Annotated in this window: 23 protein-coding genes and 2 tRNA genes; 10 read left to right on the top strand and 15 right to left on the bottom strand. The window is 65.6% G+C overall.

Annotation, left to right across the window (positions count from 1 at the left end; translation table 11 throughout):
- Nucleotides 1–12: 12 nt before the first annotated feature.
- The 6 genes from OH799_RS33540 to aceE form a co-directional block, all read right to left on the bottom strand.
- Nucleotides 13–1,443, bottom strand: coding sequence for an acyl-CoA carboxylase subunit beta (locus OH799_RS33540; RefSeq protein WP_406272739.1), 1,431 nt, complete (start codon nt 1,441–1,443; stop codon nt 13–15).
- 123 nt (nt 1,444–1,566) lie between these two features.
- Nucleotides 1,567–2,817, bottom strand: coding sequence for a KasA/KasB family beta-ketoacyl-ACP synthase (locus OH799_RS33535; RefSeq protein WP_406272736.1), 1,251 nt, complete (start codon nt 2,815–2,817; stop codon nt 1,567–1,569).
- Nucleotides 2,818–2,827: 10 nt separating this feature from the next.
- On the bottom strand, nt 2,828–3,130 hold the full coding sequence (gene acpM, locus OH799_RS33530; RefSeq protein WP_218475618.1) for a meromycolate extension acyl carrier protein AcpM: 303 nt from the start codon (nt 3,128–3,130) through the stop codon (nt 2,828–2,830).
- 121 nt (nt 3,131–3,251) lie between these two features.
- Nucleotides 3,252–4,166 carry an ACP S-malonyltransferase gene (locus OH799_RS33525; RefSeq protein ID WP_406272732.1) on the bottom strand — a complete coding sequence of 305 codons (915 nt, stop codon included), beginning with the start codon at nt 4,164–4,166 and terminating at the stop codon, nt 3,252–3,254.
- A gap of 128 nt (nt 4,167–4,294) precedes the next feature.
- Nucleotides 4,295–5,629 (bottom strand): PucR family transcriptional regulator, encoded by a 1,335-nt coding sequence (locus tag OH799_RS33520; protein ID WP_406272729.1) that lies wholly within the window; start codon nt 5,627–5,629, stop codon nt 4,295–4,297.
- 11 nt (nt 5,630–5,640) lie between these two features.
- Nucleotides 5,641–8,433, bottom strand: coding sequence for a pyruvate dehydrogenase (acetyl-transferring), homodimeric type (gene aceE / locus OH799_RS33515; RefSeq protein ID WP_406282823.1), 2,793 nt, complete (start codon nt 8,431–8,433; stop codon nt 5,641–5,643).
- A gap of 329 nt (nt 8,434–8,762) precedes the next feature.
- Between aceE and OH799_RS33510 the strand changes: the two genes are divergently transcribed.
- The 6 genes from OH799_RS33510 to OH799_RS33485 all read left to right on the top strand — a co-directional run bounded on the left by OH799_RS33510 (nt 8,763) and on the right by OH799_RS33485 (nt 11,729).
- A complete protein-coding gene (locus OH799_RS33510) occupies nt 8,763–9,320 on the top strand; it encodes a hypothetical protein (protein ID WP_406272726.1) in 558 nt (185 codons plus the stop codon).
- Nucleotides 9,321–9,447: 127 nt separating this feature from the next.
- Nucleotides 9,448–9,870 carry a DUF3052 domain-containing protein gene (locus tag OH799_RS33505; protein WP_357267501.1) on the top strand — a complete coding sequence of 141 codons (423 nt, stop codon included), beginning with the start codon at nt 9,448–9,450 and terminating at the stop codon, nt 9,868–9,870.
- Between the two features lie 75 nt (nt 9,871–9,945).
- Nucleotides 9,946–10,410 carry a peroxiredoxin gene (locus OH799_RS33500; RefSeq protein ID WP_357267498.1) on the top strand — a complete coding sequence of 155 codons (465 nt, stop codon included), beginning with the start codon at nt 9,946–9,948 and terminating at the stop codon, nt 10,408–10,410.
- Nucleotides 10,411–10,427: 17 nt separating this feature from the next.
- Nucleotides 10,428–10,499, top strand: a tRNA-Val gene (locus OH799_RS33495).
- Nucleotides 10,500–10,875: 376 nt separating this feature from the next.
- Complete coding sequence (locus tag OH799_RS33490) at nt 10,876–11,064, top strand: hypothetical protein (RefSeq protein ID WP_406272722.1); 189 nt, start codon at nt 10,876–10,878, stop codon at nt 11,062–11,064.
- A complete protein-coding gene (locus OH799_RS33485) occupies nt 11,061–11,729 on the top strand; it encodes a class I SAM-dependent methyltransferase (RefSeq protein WP_406272719.1) in 669 nt (222 codons plus the stop codon). Before OH799_RS33490 ends, OH799_RS33485 begins: the two co-directional genes overlap by 4 nt.
- Nucleotides 11,730–11,953: 224 nt before the next feature.
- Here the strand turns inward: OH799_RS33485 and OH799_RS33480 are convergent, their stop codons facing one another.
- Nucleotides 11,954–12,391 carry a VOC family protein gene (locus OH799_RS33480; RefSeq protein WP_406272716.1) on the bottom strand — a complete coding sequence of 146 codons (438 nt, stop codon included), beginning with the start codon at nt 12,389–12,391 and terminating at the stop codon, nt 11,954–11,956.
- Nucleotides 12,392–12,435: 44 nt separating this feature from the next.
- Nucleotides 12,436–13,014: a tyrosine-type recombinase/integrase gene (locus tag OH799_RS33475; RefSeq protein WP_406272713.1), complete on the bottom strand. Its 579-nt coding sequence runs from the start codon at nt 13,012–13,014 to the stop codon at nt 12,436–12,438.
- Nucleotides 13,015–13,165: 151 nt separating this feature from the next.
- On the opposite strand from OH799_RS33475, the gene OH799_RS33470 reads away from it, so the two are divergent.
- A tRNA-Val gene (locus tag OH799_RS33470) sits at nt 13,166–13,258 on the top strand.
- 192 nt (nt 13,259–13,450) lie between these two features.
- On the opposite strand, the gene OH799_RS33465 is transcribed toward OH799_RS33470, so the two are convergent.
- Together OH799_RS33465 and OH799_RS33460 are read right to left on the bottom strand one after the other, a co-directional pair.
- Nucleotides 13,451–15,244, bottom strand: coding sequence for a serine/threonine-protein kinase PknD (locus tag OH799_RS33465; RefSeq protein WP_406272710.1), 1,794 nt, complete (start codon nt 15,242–15,244; stop codon nt 13,451–13,453).
- Nucleotides 15,245–16,099: 855 nt separating this feature from the next.
- Nucleotides 16,100–16,699, bottom strand: a complete 600-nt coding sequence (locus OH799_RS33460) for a DUF2867 domain-containing protein (protein WP_406272707.1) — start codon at nt 16,697–16,699, stop codon at nt 16,100–16,102.
- An 84-nt stretch (nt 16,700–16,783) separates the two neighbouring features.
- Here OH799_RS33460 and OH799_RS33455 point away from each other — a divergent pair, with 84 nt between their 5' ends.
- Nucleotides 16,784–17,341, top strand: a complete 558-nt coding sequence (locus tag OH799_RS33455; RefSeq protein WP_406282820.1) for a TetR/AcrR family transcriptional regulator — start codon at nt 16,784–16,786, stop codon at nt 17,339–17,341.
- A 90-nt stretch (nt 17,342–17,431) separates the two neighbouring features.
- On the opposite strand, the gene OH799_RS33450 is transcribed toward OH799_RS33455, so the two are convergent.
- Nucleotides 17,432–17,674 (bottom strand): hypothetical protein, encoded by a 243-nt coding sequence (locus OH799_RS33450; protein WP_406272704.1) that lies wholly within the window; start codon nt 17,672–17,674, stop codon nt 17,432–17,434.
- A 779-nt stretch (nt 17,675–18,453) separates the two neighbouring features.
- On the bottom strand, nt 18,454–18,840 hold the full coding sequence (locus tag OH799_RS33445) for a hypothetical protein (protein WP_406272702.1): 387 nt from the start codon (nt 18,838–18,840) through the stop codon (nt 18,454–18,456).
- Nucleotides 18,841–18,956: 116 nt separating this feature from the next.
- On the opposite strand from OH799_RS33445, the gene OH799_RS33440 reads away from it, so the two are divergent.
- On the top strand, nt 18,957–19,523 hold the full coding sequence (locus OH799_RS33440; protein WP_406282817.1) for a hypothetical protein: 567 nt from the start codon (nt 18,957–18,959) through the stop codon (nt 19,521–19,523).
- Between the two features lie 83 nt (nt 19,524–19,606).
- Here OH799_RS33440 and OH799_RS33435 read toward each other — a convergent pair whose 3' ends face one another.
- Both OH799_RS33435 and OH799_RS33430 read right to left on the bottom strand, forming a co-directional pair.
- On the bottom strand, nt 19,607–20,140 hold the full coding sequence (locus OH799_RS33435) for a DUF3145 domain-containing protein (RefSeq protein WP_406272699.1): 534 nt from the start codon (nt 20,138–20,140) through the stop codon (nt 19,607–19,609).
- 95 nt (nt 20,141–20,235) lie between these two features.
- Entirely contained in the window at nt 20,236–21,069 is an 834-nt protein-coding gene (locus OH799_RS33430; RefSeq protein ID WP_406272696.1) for a serine hydrolase domain-containing protein, read from the bottom strand.
- 332 nt (nt 21,070–21,401) lie between these two features.
- On the opposite strand from OH799_RS33430, the gene OH799_RS33425 reads away from it, so the two are divergent.
- Nucleotides 21,402–21,749: an iron chaperone gene (locus tag OH799_RS33425; protein ID WP_406272693.1), complete on the top strand. Its 348-nt coding sequence runs from the start codon at nt 21,402–21,404 to the stop codon at nt 21,747–21,749.
- 6 nt (nt 21,750–21,755) lie between these two features.
- Here OH799_RS33425 and OH799_RS33420 read toward each other — a convergent pair whose 3' ends face one another.
- A complete protein-coding gene (locus OH799_RS33420) occupies nt 21,756–22,886 on the bottom strand; it encodes an NDMA-dependent alcohol dehydrogenase (protein ID WP_406272690.1) in 1,131 nt (376 codons plus the stop codon).
- Nucleotides 22,887–22,897: the final 11 nt, after the last annotated feature.

Raw genomic sequence — 22,897 nt, 5'->3', positions numbered from 1 at the left:
GTGTGCGATGGGTCAGAGCGGGATGTTCTTGTGGTTGCTCGCACGGGACGGCGCTGCCGCCAGGGCAGCGGCGATGACGCTGCGCGTCTTGGCCGGGTCGATGACCTGGTCCACGACGCCGATCGCGACGGCACGCTCGACGCCACCCGCGATGCGCTCGTGCTCGGCGGTCAGCCGCTCGTGCAACGCTTCGCGCTCTTCCTCCGGCGCGGCCGCGAGGGCCTTCTTGTGCAGAATGCCGACCGCGGCCTTGGCGCCCATCACGGCCACCTCGGAGCCCGGCCACGCGTAGACCGCGGTCGCGCCCAGCGAGCGGGCGTTCATCGCGATGTAGGCGCCACCATAGATCTTGCGGGTGACCAGCGTGACCCGCGGAACGCGCGCCTCAGCGAACGCGTGCAGCAGCTTCGCGCCGCGACGCACCACGCCTTCCCACTCCTGGCCGACGCCGGGGAGGTAGCCCGGTACGTCGGTGACGACGACCAGCGGAATGCCGAAGGCGTCACACAGCCGTACGAAACGCGCGGCCTTCTCGGCGCTTTCGGAGTTCAGGCAACCACCGAGCCGGATCGGATTGTTGGCCAGCACGCCGACTGTGCGACCGCCGAGGCGGCCGATGCCGGTGACGATGCTGCGCGCGTAGCGGCCCTGCAGCTCCTCGAACGTCGACTCACCGTCGACGTTGTCGAGCAGTTCGTGGATGATCGGCTTCACGTCGTAGGCGCGCTTTGCCGACTCCGGCAGCATCGCCTTCAGGTCGACGTCGCCGTGCTCGGCCGCGGCCAGGTCGAACTCGCCCTGCTCGGCGAACATGGACACCAAGCGGCGCGCCCGGTGCATCGCGTCGGCCTCGTCGTCGGCGACGATGTGGGTGACGCCGGACTTCTTGCCGTGCGTCTCCGGGCCGCCGAGGGTGGCCATGTCGACCTGCTCGCCGGTCACACTGCGCACCACGTCCGGACCGGTCACGAAGATGCGGCCTTCCGGCGCCATGATCACGATGTCGGTCAGCGCGGGACCGTAGGCGGCGCCACCTGCGGCGAAGCCGAGCACCACGGAGATCTGCGGAACCAGGCCGGACGCGCGGACCATGGCCTCGAAGACCAGGCCTACCGCGTGTAGGGCCTCGACACCCTCGGCGAGACGAGCGCCGCCGGAGTGCCACAGCCCGACCACCGGGACACCGGAGTCGATGGCGGTGTCGATGGCGTCGACGATGTGCTTGCAGCCCGCCACGCCCATCGCGCCGCCCATGACGGTGGCGTCGGAGCAGTAGGCTACGGTGCGGACACCGTCCACCTCCCCGATGGCAGCGAGCACGCCGGACTTGTCACGCGGGTGCAGCGGAAGAAGGGTGCCAGGGTCGAAGAAGCGCTGGAGTCGACCTAACGGATCGCGTGGATCGGCCGCAGTCTCTTGTTGAAACGGAGCGATGATGGTCATCGCGTGTTCTCCTCACCTCGATGAGTTCGCCGCTGCTTGCGGCTGCGTAGGTCGAACCACGGCGGGGTCGTGCCAATCCAGTTGGCCGACCCCGCCGTGACCCTTGTGCAGTCGATCGCGCGGCTATGCCCGACCGAAGGCGAGCGCCACATTGTGCCCACCGAATCCGAACGAGTTGTTGATCGCGTACTCGATCTCCTGGCGCCGGGCCTCGCCCTTCACCACATCGAGGTCGATCTCGGGATCCTGGCTTTCCAGGTTCAGCGTCGGCGGGACAATGCCGTCCCGGATGCTGAGCACGGTCAGTACCGACTCGAGAGCGCCGACGGCGCCGATCGAGTGGCCCAGGGCCGACTTGGGCGCGTAGACCGAGGCGTGGCTGCCGACGGCCTTACTGATCGCGTTCGCCTCGGCGGTGTCGCCGATCGGCGTCGCGGTCGCGTGGGCGTTGATGTGGGTGATGTCCTTCTTCGTCAGTCCAGCGGTCTGCATCGCCCTGGTCATCGCCCGCGCCGCGCCGTCGCCCGTGGGGTCGGGCGCGACCAGGTGGAAGCCGTCGGAGGTGATGCCCGCGCCGAGCACGCGCGCGTGAATCGTGGCACCGCGTGCCTTGGCGTGCTCCTCGGTCTCGATGACCATGAGGGCACCGGCCTCACCGAAGACGAAGCCGTCGCGATCCTTGTCGAACGGGCGCGAGGCACCCTTCGGGTCGTCGTTGCGGGTGCTCATGGCGCGCATCATGGTGAACGCCGCGATCGGCACCGCGTCGATGAAGCCTTCGACACCACCTGTGACGACGATGTCCGCGTCACCCATGACGATCATCCGCCACGCATTGGCGATCGCTTCGGAGCCGGACGAGCACGCCGAGACCGGAGTGACCACTCCTGCCCTGGCCTTCAGTTCGAGACCGACAACGGCCGACGGGCCGTTCGGCATGACCATCTGGACAGCCAACGGCGAAATCTTGCGATAGCCACCGTTCTTCAGCTTGTCAACCGAGTCGATGAGAGCGTCGCCGCCACCCAACCCGGTGCCGATGGCGACACCCAGCCGCTCCGGGTCGACTTCCGGGCTGCCCGCGTTCCGCCACACCTCGCGACCGAGTACGGTCGCGAGCTGCTCGACGTACGCCATGCGCCGGCACTCGACACGAGTCAGCAGGGTGTCCGGCCGAACCTTCAGGTGGCCGCCGATGCGGACCGGAAGGTCGTATTCCTCGATGAAGGAATCCTCGAGAACGTCGATGCCGCTCTCGCCGTTGAGGAGTCCCTTCCACGTCGCATCGACGTCACCCGCGATCGACGTGGTCGCCGCCAGGCTAGTTACGACGACGTTGGGGAAGTTCCCGTTCAAGGTGGAAGGAGTGGTCACAGTTTCGGCCCTACTCGGCGTTGTCGAACTTGGCCTTGAGCTCAGCGGCCGCCTCGGAGTTCTCGGCCTCGAGCTTCTGGATGTAGGCGACCGCGTCGCCGACCGTCTTCAGGCTGGCCAGATCCTCGTCGGGGATCTTCACGCCGTACTTGTCCTCGGTCTGAACCGCAATCTCGACCATGGACAGCGAGTCGATGTCCAGGTCATCGACGAAAGACTTCTCGATCGTCACCTCGGACGGCTCGATACCCGTCACCTCCTCGATGATCTTGCCGAGCTCCTCGACGATTTGTTCCTGGGTCAGAGCGGCCACTTCGTGGCTCCCTTCTTGTTTACTTTGCGGGGCTTTACTTGGTTTTTCGGATCGAGTCGGGCGATAGTTACCACTCGCTCGGTCACGACCTTGCATATGGATGCACGGTCGCGGAGGAAAGCTAGCCGGATGTGGTCAGTTCAGCCAACGCGGGGAGGTCTTGCGGGGTCTTCAAAGCAAGCGTCGGCGTGCCCTTCAGCTCCCTTTTCGCGATGCCGACGAGGGCGCCCGCCGGCGGCAATTCCGCCACCGCCGATACCCCGGCCTGCCGGACGGTCTCCATACACAGATCCCATCGGACGGGCCGGGTGACCTGCGCGGCAAGCTTGGCGATCGCATCCTGTCCAGACGCGATCGGCTTGCCGTCGAAGTTCGAGAGCAGGGTCCTGGTCGGCTCGTTCGGCGAGATCGTCGCTATGGCTTCGGTCACAGCATCCTGCGCCGGAGCCATAAACGTGGTGTGGAACGCTCCCGCGACAGGCAATGCGCGAACCCTGGCCTTCTCCGGTGGGTTCGCGGCGAGCTCCGCGAGGGCCTCCAGCCGACCGGCGGCCACGATCTGGCCCACCGCGTTGCGGTTGGCCGGGACGAGGTCGAGGTCGAGGAGCCGTTCGAGCACGGCGGCCTCATCGCCGCCGAGCACCGCGGACATGCCAGTCGGCTCCAGCGCGCACGCCTTGGCCATCTCCGCTCCGCGGATAGCGGCCAACTTGACCGCGTCGTCGGCAGAGATGACGCCGGCGATGGCGGCGGCGGCGAGCTCACCGACCGAGTGTCCGGCGATGATGGTAGCCGCCGGCAGTGAATCCCGCGCAATTTCGGCGAACGCGAGAAGTGCGGCGGCGACAACCAGCGGCTGGGTGACGGCGGTGTCGGTGATCTCCTCCGCCGTCGCGGTGGTGCCGAGACGAACCAGGTCGAGGCCGGAAGCCTTGGACCACAGGGTCAGGCGATCATTCGCGCCTGGAAGGTCGAGCCATGGCGCGAGCATGCCGGGTGTCTGGGAGCCCTGTCCTGGGGCGAACAACGCGATCACGTCTCTAAGAAAACACTGTGAGGCGGTCCGCACGAGATGTCGACGCCACTGAAGGATTTGAGCAGGTTTTGTGGGACTCCCACAAATGTCCACGTGACTTGGCCCGATCGATCGATCAGGCAGACGCGTTACAAGCCCTCGGAGCCCAGTGCGGCATGAGTGACCTCTGGGACCGATGTTGACGATTCGTTACGGGTTCGTGTCAAACGACCTACTGTGGCGGCGATCTGCAACACATACGCGTCCCGCGCATTCATCGGATCACGGCCCGTGATCTCGGCGATGCGCTTGAGGCGATACCGAACCGTATTTGGATGGACGTACAGCTGACGCGCACACGTCTCGACCGCTCCACCGCAATCCAGATAAGCATCGAGGGTGTCCGCCAGCGACGACCCCGCCGCGGCCAACGGTAGGACAAGGTACTCGTTCAACGCGTCGATCGCAGCTCGATCGCCCAACAAAGCGCGTTCAGGCAATAACTCCGTCGCGTGCACCGGCCGAGGCGCCCCGCGCCAGCCCACGACGGCCTCCATTCCGGCCAGCGCTTCCAGCGCGCTGGCGTGCGCGGCGCCCAACGTGCGGGTGGTCGGGCCGATCACCACCGGACCGTCGGAGAACACCTCGGCGAGCAGGTCGGCCAGGAACGGAGAGACATAGGAGGAATCGCCCAGATGCCCCGAGACGACCATCACCAACCTGGTGCCCTGGACCACGGCCAACGCGGCGCGGCCGTGCCGTGCCGCGATGGAGTGCACCGCTCCCACCGAGGAGACGCCCTGCTCGCCGGGTGGGGTGCCCACCAGCACCGTCGCCGGCGCGGTGGCGTCCCAATTCAGCGTCGCGGCCCGGGACAGCATGTCCGGGCCGGTGTCCCCGCGCACCACGGCGTCGACGACGAGTGCCTCCAGCCGGGTGTCCCACGCGCCGCGCGACTCCGCGGCGCTGGCATATACCGAGGCGGCGGCGAACCCGAGCTCACGCCCGTAGCGCAACACCGCCTCGGTGAGTGCGACCAACTGCCGGTCGTTGCGTGCGAGGGCGGGCAGCCACTGCTCGAAGAACTCCATCGCGACGCGAACCATGTCCACGGTTTGGCGCAGGGTGAGCCGCCGCGCCAAGTCCTGCGGGATCACCTGGAAGGCGTCGAGGCTGAACCGGATGTCGCTATCCGGATCCTGTAGCCATTCCAGGAAGTTCACCACCGCGGTCTGCACCAGCATCTGCACACCGGCGCGCTGCGCGGCATCCAGATCGGTGAAGAACGGCAACCGATCCTGCATCGACCCCACCGCCTCGGTGGAGAGACGGCCGGAGAACTGCTTGACGCGTTTGAGCAGCGTGTCCGGTAGAGGGTCGCGAGTCTGCCGGTTCGGGGAGAGCGCACCGGTCGGCAGATACACCTCATGCTCGGAGGAGCCTTCGGAGATCCGCCGCGGCCGCGGCGGTTTACGGTCCACCATCCAATGTTCCGCTACGCGAGTTCTTCTTCGGCGCTTGCCGCGGGCTTCGGCGCGGCGTCCACATCATCGATCCGGTACTTCGCCGCGGCCTCGACGGCCTTGGCGGGATCGATCTTGCCCGTCCGGCCGAGACCCGCCAGCGCGGCGACCGCGATGGATTGTGCGTCGACATTGAACACCCGTCGCGCGGCAGGGCGAGTGTCGGAGAAACCGAAACCGTCCGTGCCGAGCGTGGTGAAGTCGCCGGGCACCCACTTGCGGACCTGATCGGGCACCGCGCGCATCCAGTCGGTCGCGGCGACGTACGGGCCCTCGACCCGCGACAACGCCTCGGTGACGTATGGGACGCCCGGATCGGTACCCGGGTTACGCAACGAGGCGACCTCCTTGTCCAGCGCCTCCTTGCGCAGTTCGCCCCACGAGGTCACCGACCAGACGTCCGCCTGCACACCCCACTCCTCGGCGAGCAGCGCCTGCGCGCGCAGACCATCCGGCACGGTGACGCCGGAGACCAGGATCTGGGCGCGCACCGCGCCCTCTCCCCCGCGCTTGTACAGGTAGATGCCTTTGAGCAGACCAGGGATGTCCAGGCCTTCCGGCTCGGCGGGCTGCTGGTACGGCTCGTTGTAAAGGGTGATGTAGTAGAAGATGTCCTCGCCGCCGAACTCGCCCGCGCTGCCGTGCGGATGGGTGCCGGGCAGTGCCACCGCACCCTGCGGGGGCGTACCGCCGCCGTACATCCGGCGTAGGCCGTCACGCACGATGTGGGCGATCTCGAACGCGAACGCCGGATCGTAGGTCACCACGGCCGGGTTGGTCGAGGCGAGCAGCAGCGAGTGTCCGTCATTGTGCTGCAGGCCCTCACCGGTCAGCGTGGTTCGCCCGGCGGTTGCTCCGAGCACGAACCCACGGGCAAGCTGGTCCGTGGCCGCCCACAGTCCGTCGCCGGTGCGCTGGAAGCCGAACATGGAGTAGAAGATGTACAGCGGAATCATCGGCTCGCCGTGGGTGGCATACGAGGTGCCCGCCGCGGTGAACGACGCGGTCGATCCCGCTTCGTTGATGCCCTCGTGCAGGATCTGACCGACGGTGCTCTCTTTGTAGGCAAGCATCAATTCCGCGTCGACGGACGTGTACAACTGCCCGTTACGGTTGTAGATCTTCAACGAAGGGAACCACGAGTCCATACCGAAGGTTCGTGCCTCGTCGGGGATGATCGGGACGATCCGCTTGCCGATCTCCTTGTCCCGCAGCAGTTCCTTCATCAGCCGCACCAGCGCCATCGTCGTGGCCACATTCTGCTTGCCCGAGCCCTTGCGCACCGAGCGGTACGCTTCGTCGCCGGGAAGTTGCAGCGGCTTTGCCGCAGTCCGCCGCTCGGGCAGGAAACCGCCCAGCGCTGTACGCCGGTCGAGCATGTACTGGACCTCACGCGCCGCCATGCCCGGGTGGTAGTACGGGGGCAGGTACGGATCTTTCTCCAGTTCGGCGTCGCTGATCGGAATCCGCTGCAGGTCACGGAAGTCCTTGAGGTCCTGCAGAGTGAGCTTCTTCATCTGGTGCGTGGCGTTGCGGCCCTCGAAGTGCTTGCCGAGGGTGTAGCCCTTGATGGTCTTGGCGAGGATCACCGTCGGCTGGCCCTTGTGCGCCATGGCGGCCGCGTAGGCGGCGTACACCTTGCGGTAGTCGTGGCCGCCGCGCTTGAGGTTCCAGATCTCCTGGTCCGTCAGATCGTGCACCAACGCCTTGGTGCGTGGGTCGCGGCCGAAGAAGTGGTCGCGGACATAGGCGCCGTCGTTGGCCTTATAGGTCTGGTAGTCGCCGTCGGGGGTGCTGTTCATCAGGTTCACCAGCGCGCCGTCGCGGTCCGCGCCGAGCAGCGCGTCCCACTCGCGACCCCAGATCACCTTGATGACGTTCCAGCCCGCCCCGCGGAAGAACGACTCCAGCTCCTGGATGATCTTGCCGTTGCCGCGCACCGGGCCGTCGAGGCGCTGCAGATTGCAGTTGACCACGAAGGTGAGGTTGTCCAGGCCCTCCAGGGCCGCCACGTGCGCGAGACCGCGCGACTCCGGCTCGTCCATCTCGCCGTCGCCGAGGAACGCCCACACGTGCTGGTCGGAGGTGTCCTTGATGCCGCGATCGTGCAGGTAGTGGTTGAACCGCGCCTGGTAGATGGCGTTCATCGGGCCGAGGCCCATCGACACCGTCGGGAACTCCCAGAAGTTGCTCAGCAGCCGCGGATGCGGGTAGGACGGGAGCCCGTGGCCGGGGCCACCGTGGCTGTACTCCTGCCGGAACCCGTCGAGCTGATCCGCCGAAAGCCTGCCCTCCAGGAACGCGCGGGCGTAGATGCCCGGGGAGGCGTGCCCTTGGATGAAGATCGAATCGCCGCCGCCGGCGTGATCCTTGCCGCGGAAGAAGTGATTGAAGCCGACCTCGTAGAGCGCCGCCGAGGACGCGTAGGTCGAGATGTGCCCGCCGACACCGATGCCGGGGCGCTGGGCGCGATGCACCATGATCGCGGCGTTCCAGCGGATCCAGGCGCGGAAGCGACGCTCCACCTCTTCGTCGCCGGGGAACCACGGCTCGTTCTCGGTGGGGATGGTGTTGACGTAGTCGGTAGAGGTCAAGGACGGGATGGCGACACGACGTTCACCGGCCCGCTCCAACAGGCGGAGCATGAGGTAACGCGCACGACCAGGGCCTTCTCGATCGAGCATCTCGTCGAACGACTCGAGCCATTCGCTGGTTTCCTCCGGGTCGATGTCCGGTAGGTAGGACGCCACCCCTTCGCGGATCACCCGCACCCGTCCGCCAGGCTGCGGAAGGTGCGATCCGTCGGGATCGCCGCTCGCGGCGGTGGCGGAGTTGGTGCCAGCGGATTTCGCTGGAGCGGAAGAGTGGATCAGGTCGGTCAAATCTGCTCCTCGTACAGGGGTGGACAGGCTGATGGCGTCGGTATCCCCGGGCGGGCACGCGTGGTTGGCGGACCGCCCGTTCACGTAAAGGTTCGGGCGCACCACCCATCCTTCCCGATGGCGCGTCCCAGGTCATCATGTCAGCCGGAAATCCAGTACCGTTCGACAGGCAAGGTGTCGAGCCGTGGGAGCCGTGAGGAGCGGGGAGGACGATGAAGCTGCTGGACCCACGTGGGTTCGGAATGGTGTGCGCGACCGGGGCGATCGCGATCGGGTTGGTCGTCGCGGGATGCGCGAATCGGGTGGAGGGTGAGCCGAGTCCGAACGCGAGTGACCTGGCAGCGTACCAAACCGAGGCGGCGTCCTCGTCGGCGGCGGCGACGTCTTCGCGGCGGGTGGCAGCACAGGCCAAGGCGATCTCCGACAACTGCGGCCCGTTCCCCACCACTACCGGTGCCGGCGTGTCGAAGTACAACGAATTCGTCGACGCACATGATGCGAACGCGCCCGACTACGACGCCAAGCGTGATGCGGCCGCGTCCACCCTCGAGGACGCCGCGAACACGGTGGAGCGCGGCGTGAGCGCCGTCATGGACACGCTGCCACCTGATCTGGCCGCCAAATTCACCGAGTATGTGAACGCGGCACGCGCGCTGGCCGACGAGACGCGCAGGATGACCTACACCGCCCCGGTCAGCGCGCTCAACGACGCGAGCAGGCGGGTCAACGACGCACGCAACGTCGTCCGCGACTCCTGCCCCAAACGCTGAAACAGCCGTTGACACATCGGGTACAGCGCGACATTCGGTGCCTATTTCGTCGGATCAGCTTGCGCTGGAGCCCATAACCATGTTCGCTTGCAACTAACTACTGTCGGGAGTTGAGGAGGACACCACCGTGGTCGCCGCGGCGGACGCGCAGAACTACGCTCAGAAGCTTGGCATCACACACGGCTTGGTTGTCCAGGAATTGGGTTGGGACGAGGACGTCGACGACGACCTGAGGGCCGACGTCGAGGACTCGATCGGCGGCGAAATCGTCGACGAGGATTCCGACGAGGTCGTCGACGTTGTGCTGCTGTGGTGGCGCGACGGGGACGGTGATCTGGTGGACGCGTTGATGGACGCGATCAGCCCGCTCGCCGACGACGGTTTCGTCTGGGTACTGACACCAAAGACTGGGCAGCCCGGCCATGTAGAGCCGAGCGAAATAGCAGAATCCGCACCTACCGCCGGTCTTACCCAGACCTCGGCGATCAACCTCGGCACCTGGACGGGTAGTCGTCTGGTGCAGCCCAAGGCGCCCTCGAAGCAGCGCTGACCCACTTCGCTATGGTTTTCACCGGGCGGCCGTGTACGCCGCCCGGTGAAAACCCGACACGATGGAGGACTCACGATGCCACTCGAGGTCGGCACTGTCGCCCCGGATTTCACGCTGCGGGACCAGAACAACCAGAACGTCACCCTGTCGGACTTCCGCGGCAAGAAGAACGTTCTCATCGTGTTCTACCCGCTCGCGTTCACCGGGATCTGCCAGGGTGAATTGTGCAAGGTGCGCGACGAGCTGCCGAAGTTCCAGAACGAAGACGCGGAAATCATCGCGATCTCGGTCGGGCCACCGCCCACGCACAAGATCTGGGCCGCCGAACAGGGCTACACCTTCCCACTGCTGTCGGACTTCTGGCCGCACGGCGCGGTGGCTCATGCCTACGGCGTCTTCAACGAGAAATCCGGCTATCCCAACCGCGGCACCTTCGTCGTCGACCGCGAGGGACGCATCCGTTTCGCCGAAATGAACGGCCCCGGCGAGCCCCGTGACCAGGCGGCTTGGGAGAAAGCGCTCGCCGCACTAGATTCATAGACCGTCGGCAACGATCCGGGCGTATAGCTCAGCGGTAGAGCACTGGTTTTACACACCAGCGGTCGGGGGTTCGATCCCCTCTGCGCCCACAGATGAATATGCAGGTAGAGAGCCGTTGTCCAGCATCGAATGTTTGCCCCACGGAGTCGCCGTGGGGCAACGTGGGGCAGTCCAACCCGAGTGGTAGTCACGACTACCGCGAAATACGCGACCACAACGGCATCAGGACTCACGCTTTCGCGAAGTGTCCGACCGGGATCAGTACCGCCGCCGCGCTGGCCGCCGCACTAATCACCACCGAATGCGCTGTCGCGCTGTGTGAGGCGCAGGCCTGCGCACCCGGCGGACAGGCGACCATACGTCCGGTCGTCAATCACCTGGCGCAGACCATCACGCAGTGGGCTGACGCGTATCGAAACTGACGCCTACACACGAACAGAGCTCAGCACCGGTACGAAGGACAAGGTGCTCGAGCATCTACGCGACGCCGTCACTGCGCACCTGAGCCTGCCCCAGGAGGCGATCGTGCCGAAGGAGGCGACCACAGGGGTCAAACGCAACATCAACTACCTGTATCCCGCGCGAACCACTGCTTCGTCCGCCGCGGCGGACGCGTACGCGATGACGCCCGTCGGCGTACGGTCGAGTCTGTGAGCAGTGGCGGCATGCCAGCGGCAGCGGTGGAGCGCTCGGACCTGTGGGCGCGGGTGTTCGCGGTGCTGTATGACCCGCTGCTGTGGGTGGGCGAGAGGGCGGGTATGGGCGCTCGCCGACGCGATTTGCTCGGTCGTGTGAGGGGGCGGACTGTCGAGCTCGGCAGTGGTACTGGTCTGAACTTGGGGTACTACCCTGACGGCCTTGACGAGCTGATCTTGACCGAACCGGAGGCCGCGATGCGTGCGCGGTTGGCGCGGAGGCTGCGTCGCAATCGACGTCGGGCGCGTGTGCTCGACGCGTCGGCGGAACAGCTGCCGTTCGAGGATGAAACCGTGGATACGGTCGTCTCAACGCTCGTGTTGTGCACTGTCGACGACCCCGATCCGGTGTTGCGGGAGATCGCGCGCGTGTTGCGTCCCCGCGGCCAGCTGCTGTTCCTCGAGCACGTACGTTCCAAGTCGCCGCGACTTGCCTATTGGCAAGACCGCCTCGCCGGCCCTTGGCGCCGGTTCGCGGAGGGCTGCCACTGCAACCGTGCCACCCTCGAGCTGATCCGGGCGTGCGGGCTGGAACTCGAAGACGTACAGGAAACGTCGTGGCGGGGAATGCCCCCGATTGTTCGACCGCTGATCACGGGTGTGGCCACCAAAAGCGATATCTGACTGAAGCTGCGCCTCACTCGGCCGTGTACCGACGAGCTGCCTCAACGGCCTGCCGGTGGCACCAACCTCATGAGACGGCACAACTAGAGCGTGTCTGACAATGCTCGGGTTCAGGCGATCACGGCGTTTGAGGGCGACGGCTGCGCGGTGGGTGATGGTCTAGTGGGCAGACCTGCGACCTCGACGAGGTCTAGCAACAGACCCCTGAATGGGTCGATCGGCCGTCAGCTCTTCTTCAGCTCCTGGGCGAGCATAACGATGATGTCGCTGGGACCGCGAACGTACGTGAGCTTGTAGACGTCCTCATAGGTCGCCACACCACGAAGCGGATGGCAACCGTGCCTCGCGGCTATCTCGAGGGCTTTGTCGATGTCATCGACTGAGAACGCGACGCGGTGCATGCCAATCTCGTTGGGACGAGTGGGCTCCGACTCTATCGCTTTGGGATGGATGTACTCGAAGAGCTCGAGGCGACCATGACCGTCCGGCGTCTGGAGCATCGCAATGTTTGCGTGGTTGCCATCAATGCCGACGGCAGTGTCGGTCCACTCGCCGCTGACTGTGTCACGGCCGACGACCGTGAGACCAAGGTCGGTGAAAAACGCGATCGTTGCTTCGAGGTCGCGAACGGCGATGCCGACGTTCTCGAGTTTGATGGCCATGCGTTGCATGCTACCGAGCCGGGCCTATTAGGCCTGGTGGCGAGCTAGCCCAGCACACCGCGGACGCTCTCCCACTGGCTGTCCGCCAAGCTGGCGTAGCGCTGGGTCGTTCGAAGCGACGCATGCCCGAGCAGCTTCTGGACCTGCTGGATCGGCACTCCTGCTCGCACCAGGCGGCCCGCGTAGGTGTGCCGCAGATCGTGGGGCCGGACCTTCCCCAGTCGACACTTGTCGTCGCCCTCACCGACCCATGTCACACGTGACGCAGCCTGGAAGCGCTTGCCGAAGTTGTCGGCATCGAATGGTCGGCCATCGACGTGCGCGAGGAGCAGTCCGCTTCGGACCGATCGGCCGGCCACGTACGGAACTGGCGCCGTTTCGCCGAGCCCGTCCCGCTTGATCACGGCGGCGAGGAGCTTCGTCAGCGTGTCACCAATCGGAATCACTCGCTTCTCGTGGTCTTTCGGAGGCTTCATGCGGCGCGCGGCCTTGTCCCATGCCCATTCGATCGAGATCGTCTTCCGCTTGAGGTCGATGTGCTCCTTGTGTAAGCCTTGGGCCTCGCCCATCCTCATTCCGGTACCGATCAATACGTCGATGATCAGCCTACCGGGAAGGTCCACCAGGCTCTGACACAAGTGACTGTACGTGGGGCAGCACGGCAGCGTACATGGGGCAGATTGTGGGGCAGACACGTGTTTCGACCTGACATTTTCTGTCGCTCAAGTCGCATCATCGTGAGCCTGAAACTTCCTGTTCTGCACCGATATTTTCGGGCATCGGCACTGGCAGAGCTCTCCGCAGTATCAGAAACCCTGTACTGGTTTTACACACCAGCGGTCGGGGGTTCGATCGCCTCTGCGCCCACAGAACAAGTACCGGCTAGACAAGGGTCTTCTACGCCCGACCTGCTGCTCCATGCGCATTCCGTGGAGCAAATGTGGAGCACGTGACCATTCCAGCCAAGCCGCCTGCACCACCACGGGGCCGCGCCATCGCCCGCTGCCACGCCAGATTCCGGACACTCACACATCCCCCCGCAGTAGGCGGAACAGGGGTTCAGCCGACCTGGAGTTTCACCACCGGATTGGGGCCCAGGTCGGTGACGTATACGTTGCCCGCCGTGTCGACCGCCACACCCTGGGGATTCTTGAGGCCGGTGAACGGCAGCGGGGTCGGCGTCGACGCGCCCGCCGCCAACCTCACCACCCATTTGTTACCCCAGTCGACGAGGTACACGTCTCCCGCCGTGTCGACCGCCACACCTTGGGGATCTTTGAGCCCCGCGAACGGCAACGTGGTCGGCGCGGACGCGCCTGCCGCCAACCTCACCACCCGCTCGGTACCCAATTCGGTGACGTATACGTTGCCCGCCGTGTCCACCGCAAGCCCCTGAGGATCTTGGAGCCCCGTGAACGGCAGCGTAGTCGGCGCCGACGCGCCCGCCGCCAACCTCACCACCCGATCATTACCCCAGTCGGCGACGTACACGTCTCCCGCCGTGTCGACCGCCACACCATGGGGATTCTTCAGGCCGGTGAACGGCAGCGGGGTCGGCGTCGACGCGCCCGCCGCCAACCTCACCACCCGATCGTTACTCGTGTCGGTGACGTATACGTTGCCCGCAGTGTCCACCGCCACACCCTGAGGATTATTCAGGCCGGTGAACGGCAGCGAGGTCGACGTCGACGCGCCCGCCGCCAACCTCACCACCCGATCGTTACCCATGTCGGTGACGTATACGTTGCCCGCAGTGTCCACCGCCACATCGGTGGGCAGGCTGACGCCGGTGAACGACAGCGGAGTCTGTGACGGATAGGCCGGGGCGATGGGCGTGGGCGAGTTGCCGCCTGATTCTCGTTGGACACCGATGACGACAGCTACGGCGGCCACCACCGTAGCCGCGACCGCGGCGGCGAGCAGCCCGGCGGTCTTGGGCGCCAATCTGATTCGCCGCCCATGGCGCGCAGCCACGCCCCGGGTGGTGCTGACCGCGGAATCGCCCACCGCGGCAGAGGCCGCCGCGGCCAGCTCGCGCACGGTCTGGTAACGCTCGTCGGGGTTTTTGGCCATTCCCTTGGCAATGACCGCATCGAACGCAGTCGGTACATCGGGTGTAGTGGTGCTGGGACACGGCGGCGGGGTGTGCAAATGATGGGCGATCACACCCTGCACCCCCGCTGCGCTCGCAAACGGCGGTCGGCCGGTCAGACACTCATACAGCACGCACGTCAACGCGTACACGTCCACTCGGGCATCGGCCTTGACCTCCGCGCCGATCTCCTCCGGCGCCATGTAGGCGATGGTGCCGATGGTCTCGCCGATCGTGGTCAGCGTACGGTCGTCGGCGGCGTGGGCGATCCCGAAGTCGATCAGGGAGGCGAACTCATCGGCCCCTAGCAGGATGTTGGTGGGTTTGACATCGCGGTGGACCAGCCCGGCGTCGTGGGCCGCCTGCAGCGCACCGGCCACCTGTGTGATGATCGCCACTGCCCGCCGCGGCGACAAGGCCCCTTCTCGGCTGATCACCTTGCGCAGGTCGGTGCCCTCGATCAAGCGCATATTCAGATAGAGCCGACCGTCGATGTCGCCGAAGTCGTGGATGGGGATCACATGCGGCTCGGTCAACTGCGCCACCGCCCGGCACTCCCGGCGGAACCGCTCGCGCAACTGCTCGTCATCGGCGAAGCGCTCAGGCAACACCTTGAGCGCCACCACCCGGTTGGTCAGCGAATCATGCGCCCGCCACACCTGGCCCATACCGCCCTGACCCAGCAGCGACAGAAGCCGATAGCGTCCGAACGCCTCCGCTGACAAAGTGGCGTCCCCGCCACCCATTGATGTGTCATCCATTGTGCCGTCCCGTGACCGCCTGACTGGCAAAACGATGTAATTGGTTGCATTCCCACCCCGCCCGAGCGGGTAGCCCACACCAGTTGATATAGCCAGGTCAGACAGTCGAGATTCGGCGCTATCGTCGGCGCTCGACTTTCCCAGCCATGCTCGTGCCGGCAAGTACGCGGCTCGGGCACTGCCCCGCCGGTGCGAGTGCGCAGATCGTGCCCGGAAATCCGCCAACAAACCCTGTCGCAAGTTCAGCGTACCTCTGAGCCATACGACCAACTTTGTGAAGCCGGTCGTCCAGCACCACTCGGAGGCCAGGCATCTTGCATAAAAGGCCCGTCCGACAGCGAACCGATTACACTGGCAGCACAAGGCCCGGCGGCGCGCATCACGCCAGGTCCATCTCCCGGTCTCGGGCTGTTCCTCCCAGTCGATTTTCCTTTCGCGCTGCCAGGATGATGAGTGCCCCCGAGATGGTCCCGGCGAAGAACGGGGACGGGACGAGAAGGACACCGCCTAACACACACCACGCCGCGAGGCCCCAACCGATCCCGGCGGGCACAGCCACCTCGCGTCCAGCGAGGTGCCATGTCAAGCAACCCAAGAGAAGCAGAGGCACGGCGAAACTTCCCGGACCGCCCCAGAAGGTGACTTCATTCTGCATGGAATCCACCGTCTGAACGGCGTCTCCATCCGCGAGCACGAGCGGGACGGCTGCCCATATCCCCCGATCCACCCAGCCGGTGATATCCGCCCAAGCGACGAGCCCCAGCAAAGATAGGTGCCCTACTCCCAGCACGAGCATGATTCCGCTCGCCCAGCGGAGCAACCGCTTTCTGGAGTTCATCATGACCTCTCTTCTTCCTACTCCGCCGCTGCACGATCGTGGTCGCGCCAGGCTCGTTCCCATTGCCGGGTCAGGGCCGGGTACACGATGAGGTATCGGAACGGGGCGATGGCGCCCATGTAGAGGCGCCCGAACCATCCATTGGGCTTGACGAGTACGGCCATCCGCAACTCATAGTCGCCGTTCGCTGCTTGCACCCAGCCGAGATGCATCACGGTGTGCACGGTCTTGTTCGCAAGCTCGCGAGCGGACTCCGTGTCGAGTTCGTAGACCGCTTCGAGGGGCATGCTCTCGTTGTCCGGACCGCGCGAAGCGGCTCGGACGTCGCTGGGCAGGCGGTCGCGCAGCGAGGCAACCCGTTCACCGACGCCCGCTGACGGTTCATCCCAGCCGAGGAGTGCACCGAGCTTCCACCGCACATCGAACAAGAACCGCACCAGCCAGGTCTGCTGCACGGGGCCACCGGCAGCTCGCATTGCCGCGAGCATCGTCGGGAAGTCGTCAGGCCCGGCACCGGGAGTGCGGAACGCCCACACGTCCTCAACCGAGAAGTCACTCGTCAGTTCGTGGATGCGCCACGACTGCTCGAGGTAGGTGGTCTTTGCAAGTCGTGGCACGGTTCGACCTCTCATCTATACGGTGTCGTACAGTTCATATATACGATAACGTATAAATACAACGCGCTCAATGGAGGTGTCCGAATTCCTGCCGTGCCCCGCACAACCCGAGCCCGCTGGATAGCAGCGGGCCTCGAAGCCCTCGCACGAGGAGGACCCGACGCAGTCCGCGTCGAGACGCTCGCCACCGAACTCGGCGTGACGAAAGGCGGGTTCTATGGGCACTTCGATGGCCGTCCCGCGTTCCTCATGGAGATGCTCGACGAGTGGGAACGCCGCTGCACCAAAGAGGTCATCGCCCAGGCCGACGCGGAAGGTGGCGACGCCACCGACAAAATCCGGCGCGCGGGTCGACTGACCTTCTCAGAGGACCTTCACCGGATCGATCTCGCGATCCGGGCCTGGGCCCGCCACGACCAGTCTGTCGCGACGCGCCTGCGGCGCATCGACAACGAGCGGATGCAGTTCCTGCGCACGATGTTCGGCGCCTTCATCTCCGACCCCGACGAGATCGAGGCACGCAGCATCCTGACGTTCACGCTCGCGATCGGCCGCCACTTCATCGTCGCGGACCACCCTGGGTACACGAAACGCGAAGCCATCCAACTTGCCGGAGAACACCTCTTGCGCCCGCCACCGTGAAACGTACGATTCGCGCAGGCAACGCCGAGCCGACTCAATCACCGTGATCAGGAGACGGCCCCAACACAAACCCCTGATCGAAGCTCATAACTACGACCACAACCGGGAAACGTGTGTTCGATTACACAGCTGCTGGAGCCGACAGTTTTGGACACCCCCGCTGGGGTTGCTCGCCACAGCGACCGGCGCGGGCATCGACCCGACGGCGGGGGCGGCGGTAGCGTGCCCCATTTCGGCCTCCGAAAATGCCCGCATGGCCTCGGTATCGTTGCCTTCGGCTGTCAGCGCGTAGAGCTGCGCCGAGCGGGTGAAGCGCTGCGGGGGCGTGAGCATTCGACGCCGACCACATCGCCTCGGTGCCGCGGCGAAGCCGCCATTTCATCGAGATAGCCCGCACGCTTCCAACGTGGCGCGCGGCCGCTTCCGGATCCCTCCGGTTTGCGGCTCGCTAGCCCTCTCGATTCAGTTCCCGCCGACGGGCCGACGTCGTTGGTGGCCCTTCCAGCGCCGTTGCTGGATGCGGGACTGTTCATAGGTGTAGCGGTCTCGCTACCTCATCTGTTCAATTGAAGGTCGCGGAACCGTCTTGGGGTGGCCCGCTGAGGCCCTGATAAGAACAGTACGTCGAGCGGCGATGGAGAATAAGCGTCGGAACCGACAACTTTCGCGCGTTTTCCGACATCCTCACCTTCTCGCCGACGACCTCATCCGCCGAAAACGTCCAGTCGACCTATCTAGAGCATCATGTGTTCGCCGCCGAACTAGAGGCAACAAGGCGGGCCGGGTTGCTGAAGTCGGGTCCTCGGGGAACGGACCGATTCCACTCATGTGCTGGCAGTCTGCAGCCACGGTGAGCAGGATGAGATCATCGGCGCCTTCATCCGCTGGCGGAACCAGTACGCCGAACCAAAATGGGACTTCGCCATCAACTCCTGCAGTCTCTGAGCAGGCGTTGTGCAGATCGATGATCACGGGCCCAACTTAGTACTCCAGCTGCACTTCGTGATGTAATCGGTGTCGGCGCTGGTAGTGGGCCTTCTTGGCCCTGTATTGGTGGCGTCGGCGCCAGGTCGACCATCGCCAGATCGCTGCGCGGTCGGGTGAGTGTGTGATCACGTGTGCCAGAAGACGGCGGATTTCGCCGAGGGTGAGCGAGATAAGGCCGCTGCCAACGCTTTTGGGGCGATAGCGGCGGTGACTGCGAGGTAGGTATGGGCGAGCATGGCCAGGGTGATGTGCCGGTACCAGGCGTCGTAGTGGCGGACCTGGTAGTGGTCGAGCCCGACCTCGGTTTTGGCGGTTTGGAAGCAGTCCTCGACGGCCCATCGGGAACCGGCGACGCGGATCAGTTCCTCGTCGGTGGTGCCCGTGGGTGCGCAACACAGGTAGTAGGCGATCTCCAGCTCGCCCTTGGCGTTCGGAGTCAGTGCCCGCCGCGCCAGCAGCCAGCGGCTCCAGCCCGGGGCGGTGGTCCACTCATAGACCGGCTGAGAGGCCACCGCCCAGTCGAACAGTCGTGGCCCTTTCGCTCCGGCACCGCAACTACGCCGTTTCCATGCTTGCGAAGGTGCTTGCGTGACAAGGTGATCCGCACGCGTGCGACAAAGTCGCTGAACTGCGGGCCCGGTTCGAGCGGACCAAGAACCCCCGCCACTCCGCGGCACGGCTGCGGTTGCATCGCGTGTGGAGGCTGACCGACACCACCGGTCAGGAAGTCTGGGACAAGGTCCGCGAGCGGTTGCGGCACACTCGGCGGCTCTGGCACGGCACCCTCACCCACAATGTCCTGTCCATTTTGCACCGCGGGCTGTTTGTGCCGCCGACGAGCGGCAGTACCGTGAACATCACCGGTCGCATGTTCGGCGACGGTATCTACTTTTCCGACCAGTCCACCAAGGCGCTGAACTACAGCCACGGAACCTGGTCGCGCACAGGCGAACGGACCTACCGCTGTTTCATGTTCGCCGCCCACGTCGTCATGGGACGGGAACTTCGCACGACTGCTGGCGACGACCGCGGCGACGTGCTGCACCGAATGTTCGGCCCCGCCTCGACCTCCGTCCGCACCTACAACTCGCTCGTCGTGCAGGCCGGCACCTGCGGTGTCATCAACAACGAGATGATCGTGCCGAGCACCGATCAGATTCTCCTTCGCTACCTGTGCGAATTCCGTTCCGACTGAACTTCCCCGCGCCCAGCTCAGAACGAACGGCCTTTCCACGAAACGCGTTTTAGTTCACAACTTTCGCGGCTCGCGGGCTAGGTCTACCCCACGTCGCGGCGCAGCCAGGTGACCTCGGCGCCGGATTCGGTTCCGTAACGGTAGATTTCGAGGTCCTCGTCCCAGTCGGTGCCGAGGGCGCGGTCGATTTCCGCGGCCAGGTCGTAGCCGGAGTACCTGCCGAGTTCGCTGGTGGCCTGCAGCATCGCGCGCAGGCGCATCTCACCGATCGTGACGTCGCCGTTGGCGCTGGTGGATCCGTGCCACAGACCTAGGCCGGGGACGAAGCTGTAGCGCTCGCCGTCCACGCCGTCGCTGGGGTCCTCGGTCACCTCGAAACGCAGCACCGGCCACGAGCGCAACGATTGGGCGATCCGGGAGGCGGTACCGACGGGACCGATCCAGTCGCTGGTTGCGCGCAGTTGGCCGTCGGCCGGTTGTGCGGTCCAACGCAGTTTTGCCGGGGAGCCGAGGGTCGAGGTGAGTGCCCACTCGACATGCGGGCACAGCGCGGCAGGCGACGAGTGGATGTAGACCACACCCGCCGTCGCATCCGCGAACTGACTCGATGCTCGCACCACCAATACCTCCAGCTTCGACGAGGAACGTCTTCCCCAACGACTCGTCGAACTGGCGTTGCCCGAGTGTACTGGAGTGCCCGAAGTTACACGTGTTACTTTGCGATCGTGTTGCGTGCGGTTGTCGCCTCCGCAATGACGGCATCGCTGAAAGGTGGCCAGGCCGCACGCGCCCAGTCGCCGAAATTCTCGTCGCTCAGTGCAAGACAAGCCGTCCCTGCGTCCGGGTCGACCCACAGAAATGTCCCGGATTGGCCGAAATGGCCATATGTGCGTGGCGAGTTCGTGCCACCGGTCCAATGCGGCGTCTTTTCGTCGCGAATCTCGACGCCGAGCCCCCAGGCGTTCGGGCGTTGCGAGCCGTAGCCGGGCAACACGCCATCTAGTCCGGGGAATTGGACCGAGGTAGCCTCGGAGTGTGTCTGCGCGGAGATCAACTGCGGGGCCAGCAATTCGGCCGCGAAACGCGCCAGGTCGGCCGCAGTGGACCGCCCCGCGTGTCCGGCCGGGCCCGCGAGGACCGAAGCAGTCATGCCGAGCGGCCGGAACACCGCGTCGCGTAGATACTCCTCGAACGCGATACCGGTCTGCTCGGTGACGAACCCGGCGAGCACCTCGAAGCCCGCGCTGGAGTAGATCCTGCGGGCACCGGGTGCCGCCTGGACATCGGTGGTGTCGAACGCGAGCCCCGACGCGTGCGCCAACAGGTGGCGCACCGTGGCGCCGGGCGGTCCAGCGGGCTGGTCCAGTTCTACCGCGCCCTCCTCCACCGCCACCAGTACGGCGTAGGCCACCAGCGGCTTGGTCACCGACGCGAGCGGGAAGACCCGGTCGACGTCGCCCTCGCTCGCTGTTCCGCCATCCGCGGTGACCACCGCCGCCGCCGCGTGCCGAACCGGCCATTCCCGAATCTGCTCGAGTGAACGCACGCTGTGAGCCTACGAGAACCCCGCCGCCGCCATCGACTCGCCATCCGTGACGAGCTCAGGCTGCATGGTGAAGTCGAGTCCTTCTCCGTTCGGGTTCGGCCCGGACAAGCGGGCCTGCGGCAGCACGATGCTGGGCGGCTCGTTCGGTTCGCCGGCTCCGCAACGGGTCTCGACTTCGGTTACACGACAGGCCGGCTCGGGCCCGCGATCTTCCGACGCCGTCCGCGATCGCGACCGGCGCGAAGGTTTGTTGTGCCGCCTCCGACCCTCCCGATTCCGTACACTGGCCTGGCTCGACCAGCGGTAGCCGATCGCGGAATCGAGGAGGCCTGATGGCACAGCAACCCGAGAACATCGACGCGTACCTCGCCGGATTCCAGGACGACGTGCGCGAGATCCTGAGTGAGATCCGCGGTACCGTGCGGCGGGCGCTACCGGAGGCGACCGAGGCGATCAGCTACGGCATCCCGACCTTCCGGCTGGGTGGCCGCAACGTCGTGCACTTCGCGGGCTGGAAGCGCCATGTCAGCCTCTACCCGATCCCGGACGGCGACGCGGCGTTCGAGCACGCGGTCGAGCCGTACCGGGCAGGCAAGGGGACACTGCGATTCCACCTCGGCGAGCCGGTGCCGTATGACCTGATCGCACAGATCGCCACCCTGCTCGCCGAACAGCGTTGATCGGGTCTACCAGTCGGCTTCGGTGTACTTGATGATGCCGCGAATGTTCTTGCCTTCCAGCATGTCCTGGTAGCCCTGGTTGATCTCCTCCAGCGAGTAGCTGCGTGTCACCATGTCGTCCAGGTTGAGTTGGCCGGACTTGTACAGTGCGAGCAGGCGCGGCGCGTCCTGGCGGGCGTTGCCGCCGCCGAAGATGCAGCCCTTCACCGTCTTCTGCAGCATGGACAGCAAGAAGCTGTTCAGCTTGACGTCGCTCTCATCCATCCGGCCCATCGCGGTGACCACCACGGTGCCCGCCTTGGCGGTGAGGATCAGGCCCTCTTCGATGTACTCGCCGTGCATCTCACCCATGGTGAGGATGACTTTCTCCGCCATCCGTCCCTCGGTGGCCTCCATCAGCGGCATGATCGCCGCGGCCATGCTCTCGTAGGTGTGCGTTGCTCCGAACTTCTGCGCCTGCTCACGCTTCCACGGGTTCGGGTCGATGGCAACGACTTTCGAGGCGCCCGAGAGCACAGCCCCCTGTAGCGCACTCATGCCGACGCCACCGATACCCGCGATCACCACGGTCTCGCCCGGAGACACCTGGGCGACGTGGGTGGCGGAACCGAAGCCGGTGGGGACGCCGCAGCCGACCAGGCACGCCACCTCGAACGGAATGCTCGGATCGATCTTCACCACCGAGGTGTGGTGCACCGTCATATACGGCGAGAAAGTGCCCAGCAAGCACATCGGGATGACATTCTCGCCGCGCGCCTGGATCCGGTAGGTGCCGTCGCTGATCGCCTGCCCCATCAGCAGGCCCGCGCCGAGGTCGCACAGCGCCATGTGTCCGGCTACGCAAGCCGGACAGCGGCCGCAGGCCGGGATGAACGAGAGGATCACATGGTCACCGACCTGCAGGTCAGCAGGGGTGTTCGGCCCGAGCTCGGTGATCACGCCCGCACCCTCGTGCCCGCCCATCACGGGATAGGCCGGCATCGGGGTCGCACCGGTCACGATGTGGTGGTCGGAATGGCACATGCCGGCCGTTTCCAGTCGGATCTGCACCTCGCCGGCGACCGGGTCACCGACCTCGATCTCCTCCACCGACCACGGCTGGTCGATCCCCCACAGGATCGCGCCCTTCGTCTTCATTCCTGTCGACC

Origin of the sequence: Nocardia sp. NBC_00881 (assembly GCF_045207455.1) — a bacterium.
Classification (GTDB): Bacteria; Actinomycetota; Actinomycetes; order Mycobacteriales; family Mycobacteriaceae; genus Nocardia.
The sequence above is the reverse complement of the archived record's forward strand: the minus strand, read 5'-3'. Positions and strand labels throughout refer to the sequence as shown.